The organism is Lactobacillus sp. B4005, assembly GCF_026536045.1.
Taxonomy (GTDB): Bacteria; Bacillota; Bacilli; order Lactobacillales; family Lactobacillaceae; genus Lactobacillus; species Lactobacillus panisapium.
Genome location: NZ_JAFNOZ010000002.1, coordinates 85,845 through 92,251 on the forward strand (window position 1 = coordinate 85,845; position 6,407 = coordinate 92,251).

1 protein-coding gene is annotated in these 6,407 nt (G+C 41.8%); it reads right to left on the reverse strand.

Features of this window, described 5'->3' with window-relative positions; translation table 11 throughout:
• Positions 1–6,407 (reverse strand): DUF1542 domain-containing protein (locus J3U73_RS04840; protein ID WP_267409756.1); only part of this gene is annotated, 6,407 nt, incomplete at both ends.

Genomic DNA, 6,407 nt, shown 5'->3' on the forward strand with positions numbered 1-6,407 from the left:
GAGCCGTTGGAACCAGAACCATTTGAGCCGGAACCATTGCTGCCGGAACCGTTTGATCCTGAACCATTGCTACCGGAACCATTCGAGCCTGAACCGTTTGATCCGGAACCATTGCTACCGGAGCCGTTGGAACCAGAACCATTTGAGCCGGAACCATTGCTGCCGGAACCGTTTGATCCTGAACCATTGCTACCGGAACCATTCGATCCTGAACCGTTAGAGCCAGAGCCATTGCTGCCGGAACCGTTTGATCCTGAACCATTGCTACCGGAACCGTTGGAACCAGAACCATTTGAGCCGGAACCATTGCTACCTGAGCCGTTGGAGCCGGAACCGTTTGATCCTGAACCATTGCTACCTGAGCCGTTGGAGCCGGAGCCGTTAGAACCAGAACCATTGCTACCGGAACCATTCGATCCTGAACCATTCGATCCTGAACCATTCGATCCTGAACCATTTGAACCCTGTGAATCAGAGCCATTCGAGCCGGAACCATTGCTACCGGAACCGTTAGAACCGGAGCCATTTGAGCCAGAGCCGTTAGATCCTGAACCGTTTGAACCCTGTGAATCAGAGCCATTCGAGCCTGAACCATTGCTACCGGAACCATTCGATCCTGAACCGTTAGAGCCAGAGCCATTGCTGCCGGAACCGTTTGATCCTGAACCATTGCTACCTGAGCCGTTGGAGCCCGAACCGTTAGAACCAGAACCATTTGAACCGGAGCCATTGGAGCCGGAACCGTTGCTGCCAGAACCGTTAGAGCCAGAGCCATTGCTGCCGGAACCGTTTGATCCTGAACCATTGCTGCCAGAACCATTAGAGCCGGAACCATTGCTACCTGAGCCGTTGGAGCCGGAACCGTTAGAACCAGAGCCATTGCTGCCAGAACCATTAGAGCCGGAACCATTCGATCCTGAACCGTTAGAGCCAGAACCATTTGAACCGGAGCCATTGGAGCCTGAGCCGTTGGAGCCAGAACCGTTGCTGCCAGAGCCGTTGCTGCCGGAACCATTGCTACCTGAACCGTTTGAACCGGAACCATTTGAACCTGAGCCGTTGGAGCCAGAACCGTTGCTACCTGAGCCATTGCTGCCAGAGCCGTTGCTGCCGGAACCGTTGGAACCGGAGCCATTAGATCCTGAACCGTTTGAACCCTGTGAATCAGAGCCATTCGAGCCTGAGCCATTGCCACCGGAGCCGTTGGAACCGGAACCATTTGAGCCTGAGCCGTTAGATCCTGAACCGTTTGAACCCTGTGAATCAGAGCCATTCGAGCCTGAACCATTGCTGCCAGAGCCGTTGCTGCCGGAACCGTTTGATCCGGAACCATTAGAGCCGGAACCATTGCTGCCGGAGCCATTGGAACCGGAGCCGTTTGATCCTGAGCCATTGCCACCGGAGCCGTTTGATCCGGAACCATTTGAGCCAGAGCCGTTTGATCCCTGTGAATCAGAGCCATTCGAGCCTGAACCATTGCTGCCGGAACCGTTTGATCCGGAACCATTTGAGCCTGAACCGTTGCTACCGGAGCCATTTGAGCCTGAGCCGTTTGATCCGGAACCATTGCTGCCAGAGCCGTTGCTGCCGGAACCGTTGGAACCGGAACCATTGCTGCCGGAACCGTTGGAACCGGAGCCATTAGATCCTGAACCGTTTGAATCCTGTGAATCAGAGCCATTCGAGCCTGAACCATTGCTACCTGAGCCGTTTGATCCGGAACCGTTGGAGCCGGAACCATTGCTACCTGAGCCGTTGGAACCAGAACCATTTGAGCCGGAGCCATTGCTGCCGGAACCATTAGAACCAGAGCCATTGCTACCTGAGCCGTTGGAACCTGAACCATTTGAGCCGGAGCCGTTAGATCCTGAACCGTTTGAACCCTGTGAATCAGAGCCATTCGAGCCGGAACCATCTGGCACAGGATTAAACGAATTAACAACTTTGTCGTAATCAGATACTATTGGAAAAATTTCCATTTCTGATTTAGCTGCATCTATTTTAGCTTGGGTATCTTTAGTTATTTGATCAATTTTATCTTTAATAGCTTTCTTTTCACTATCGCTTATATGTGTATTATCAATTCGGCCTTTAACATCATTACCACTATTTTTAATGTAATTCTTTGCTTGATCCTTAAATGCTTGTAAAACTGTATCGTCAACAATTTGGTTAATTTTCGCAGTACCATCAGCCTTAGCTTTTTCAATTCCATCAGAATCTGTTGCTTTATCTACTACATCTTTAGCTGCCGCTGCGGCATTATCAATAGCTTTATTAGCAGCTGCTTTTTGCTCATTAGACAAATTTGAACTCTGAGAAATTGTGTTCTTTGCCGTATTGGCTACTCTATCAATTACATCCTTAGCGGCTTCCTTTTGATCATTTAATGTAATAACCGGTCTCTGAGCTACATCAATTCCAGCAATACCATCAGCTTTAGCCTTATTAACTTCTTCGGCATCATTTGCTTTATTAATTGCATTCTTTGCTGCTGTTAACGCATCAGCAAGATCCTGCTTTTCTTTAATTTTCTCGGCCACAGTTTTAGATTGATCTTTATCAATCTTATCCGTAGCTGAATTAACAATATCAGTAATTTCTCTAATAGCATCAGCTTTTTGAGTTGCAAGAGGCTTTCCAGGAACATATTGTGCGTCAACTGCTGTTATACCAGCGTCTTGCTTGGTATTTATTTCTGAAACAGTAGCTGCACGGTCAATCGAATTCTTTGCTTTTCCTACCTCTAAGTCTACATTTGAAAGTTGTACCGACTTCTCGGCTTTAGTTAAGTTGGCATCATTATTGATTGCTTTCCTAATTATTTCAGCTTCCGCGTCAATAGCTTCCTTAGTTATTTGCTTTAGAGTAGTAATTTCAATATCATTGTTGGTTTTAACAACTTCATTTATTGCAGTTATACCATCAGTTCTGGCTTTATTGATTAACTGTGAATTTTGAGCTGCGTTGATCAAAATTTTAGCATTATTAGCCGCATCATCAATAGCTTGATTTGCCTTTGCCTTTTGCATATCAGTAATATTTTTAGACTGATTAATTTGAGCTTTTGCAGTTTCAACAGCATTGTCAACAGACTTGGCCGCATCAGATTTTTGTTCCGACAAGGACTTACCAGGAACATGTTGTGCATCAATTGCAGTAATACCAGCAATTTCTTTATCACTAATTTCCTGTGATGTCTTAGCACGATCAATTGCATTTTTGGCCTTTTGCAATTCTGATTTTATGTTATTTATTTGACTTGCTTTAGAATCAGCATCTAATGAAGTGTCGTTAGTAACAATATCAATGAGCATACTTGCTTCTTTATCAAGTGTTTCTTGAGCATCTTTCTTCTGTGATGCTAGATCTACACCAGATAAATGTTGAGCATGAAGAGCGGTAATGCCATTGGCGTATTCAACTTGAACTGCTTGAGCATCATTAGCTGCTGCAATTCTATCAATAGCTTTTTGAGCTTGAGCATCAACTGCCTTTATCTGATCTGCCTTAGTTTTAGCATCTAGATTTGGATCACTATTAATAGCTACCTTAACAATTTCTGCTTCATCTCTAATTAGTTGCTTAGCATATTCTTTTTGTTCAACTAAAGTAAACGGATTTGATCTATGCTTAGAATCAATATCAATAATTCCCCGATCACGGGCAGTTTTAATACCTTGCGCATTAACTGCGGCATCAATATTAGCTTTAGCAGCATTAGCAGCATCAATTACAGCATTAATTTGATCAGATTTAGTTTTAGCATCTAACGTTAAATCCTGAGAAATTGCATCCTTTATCTTAATGGCTTCTTGATCAATTCTATCCTTAGCGCCTTGTTTTTGATCAACTATAGTTGAATCGTTTGGTACATAATCATTATCAATTGTCGTAATACCATCATTGGTTGCATTAATAACAGCTTGCGCGTTAGTTGATGTGTCAATTTTTTCTTTAGCAGTTTTAGCATCAGCATCAACGTTAGATATTTGAATTGACTTTTCATCATCAGTTAAAGTTTGATCTGCTTTAATGGCAGCTTTAATAGTTTTTGCTTCCTGATCAATTCTATTCTTTGCAGACTGTTTTTGTTCATCAAGCGAAATAGTATTAGGGACATGATCTGCATCAATTGCTGTAACGCCAGCTTTTAACTCATCAATAATTTCTTGAGCATTCTCGGTAGCATCGATCTTACCTTTAGCGGTTTTAGCATCATCATCAACTTTTGCTTTCTGCTTAGACTTTTCAGCTGTTGTTAACGTTGCATCGTTTTCAATATCTTTCTTGATCGCAACAGCTTCTTGATCAATCTTATCTTTAGCAGACTGTCTTTGTTCTTCTAGTGATGCGGTATTCGGAATATGATCGTTATCAATTACTGTAATGCCCGCTTTAATTTCTTCATTAACTTCTTGGGCATTCGCAGCAGTATCAATCTTATCCTTAGCAGCTTTAGCATCAGCATCAACTTTTGCTTTCTGCTTAGACTTTTCTGCTGTTGTTAACGTTATATCATTTTCAATATCTTTTTTAATTGTGACAGCTTCTTGATCAATCTTATCTTTAGCAGATTGCTTTTGATCTTCTAAAGAAGACTTATTTGATACGTGATCTGACTCAATCTGATCAATACCCTCATCACGAGCATTTTCAATACCTTGCGCATCTTGAGCAGCATCAATATTTTGTTTAGCAACAGCCGCATCAGAATCTACCTTAGTTTTTTGTTTGGTCTTTTCACTTGTTGTTAAGGTTGCATCATTATCAATATCATTCTTGATTTCAACAGCTTTTTGATCAATTTTATCTTTGGCAATTCCCTTTTGATCAGATATAGAGGTTGTGTTCGATCTATGATCAGATCTAATCTGTTTTTCGCCATCTTCATGGGCAGTCACAATACTCTGTGCATCTTGAGCAGCATCAATGTTTTGTTTAGCAACAACCGCATCAGAATCTACCTTAGTTTTTTGCTTGGTCTTTTCCTTGGTCGTTAAAGTCTTGTCATTATCAATATCATTTTTAATTTCAAGAGCAATTCTATCAATATCATCTTTAGATAATTGCTTTTGCTCCGATAGATCCGTCCCTTTTTGATATACATGGTTTATGTTGTCAACCGCTGGATTAACGATATTGTTGATCTCATCCGCACTTGTTGCTTTATCTATCGCTGCTAACGCTGGATCTTGATAGCCGCTTACTTGTCCTAGCTGCTTATTCTTTTCACTAGTTGTTAAAGCTTTATCACCGTTTATTTGATTATTAGCTGCAGCTGCTGCATTATTTACAGCTTCCTTAGCCTTTTGCTTTTGCTCCGATAGATCCGTCCCTTTTTGATATACATGGTTTATGTTGTCAACCGCTGGATTAACGATATTGTTGATCTCATCCGCACTTGTTGCTTTATCTATCGCTGCTAACGCTGGATCTTGATAGCCGCTTACTTGTCCTAGCTGCTTGTTCTTTTCGCTAGTTGTTAAAGCTTTATCACCGTTTATTTGATTATTAGCAGCTGTTGCCGCATTATTTACAGCTTCCTTTGCCGTTTGCTTTTGCAATGACAAGTCTTTGCCAGGAATGTAATCATTCTTAATTGCAGTATCGTATTTATTAAACTGATCCTTTACTTCCTGTGCGCTGCTAGCAGCTTTAATTGCCGCTGCTCCTTTATTATAATCATCTTCAACTGCACTTAGCTGATCATTCTTTTCTTTCTGAGTTAAAGTAGCATCATTCTTAATTGCAGATGAAACAGTGTTCTTAGTGTCAAGCAAATCGTTTAATGCATCCTGTTGACGCTCCGAAATTGACTTAACAGCTTTAGGATAACCGTTAAAAATTTCTTCGTATTTTCCACGCAAATCGGCGATTTGTTGAGCAGTTGTAACTTCGGCAGAATTAATAGCATTAGTTGCTTCAGTTAATTTATTTCCAACCTCAGTCTGTTGACTATTCTTTTCATCAATAGTCAAGCCTTTATCTATGCTGATTCTGCTGTTAGCTGCGGCTGCTTTTTGTTTTAGATAATCTATTGCATCAGCTTTTTGCTTATCTACAGTATCACCTCCATGATATACATGGTTTATGTTGTCAACCGCCGGATTAACGATATTGTTGATCTCATCCGCACTTGTTGCTTTATCTATCGCTGCTAACGCTGGATCTTGATAGCCGCTTACTTGTCCTAGCTGCTTGTTCTTTTCACTAGCTGTTAAAGTACTATCACCGTTTATTTGATTATTGGCTGCAGCTGCTGCATTATTTACAGCTTCTTTAGCCTTTTGCTTTTGCTCCGATAGATCCGTCCCTTTTTGATATACATGGTTTATGTTGTCAACCGCTGGATTAACGATATTGTTGATCTCATCCGCACTTGTTGCTTTATCTATCGCAGCAAA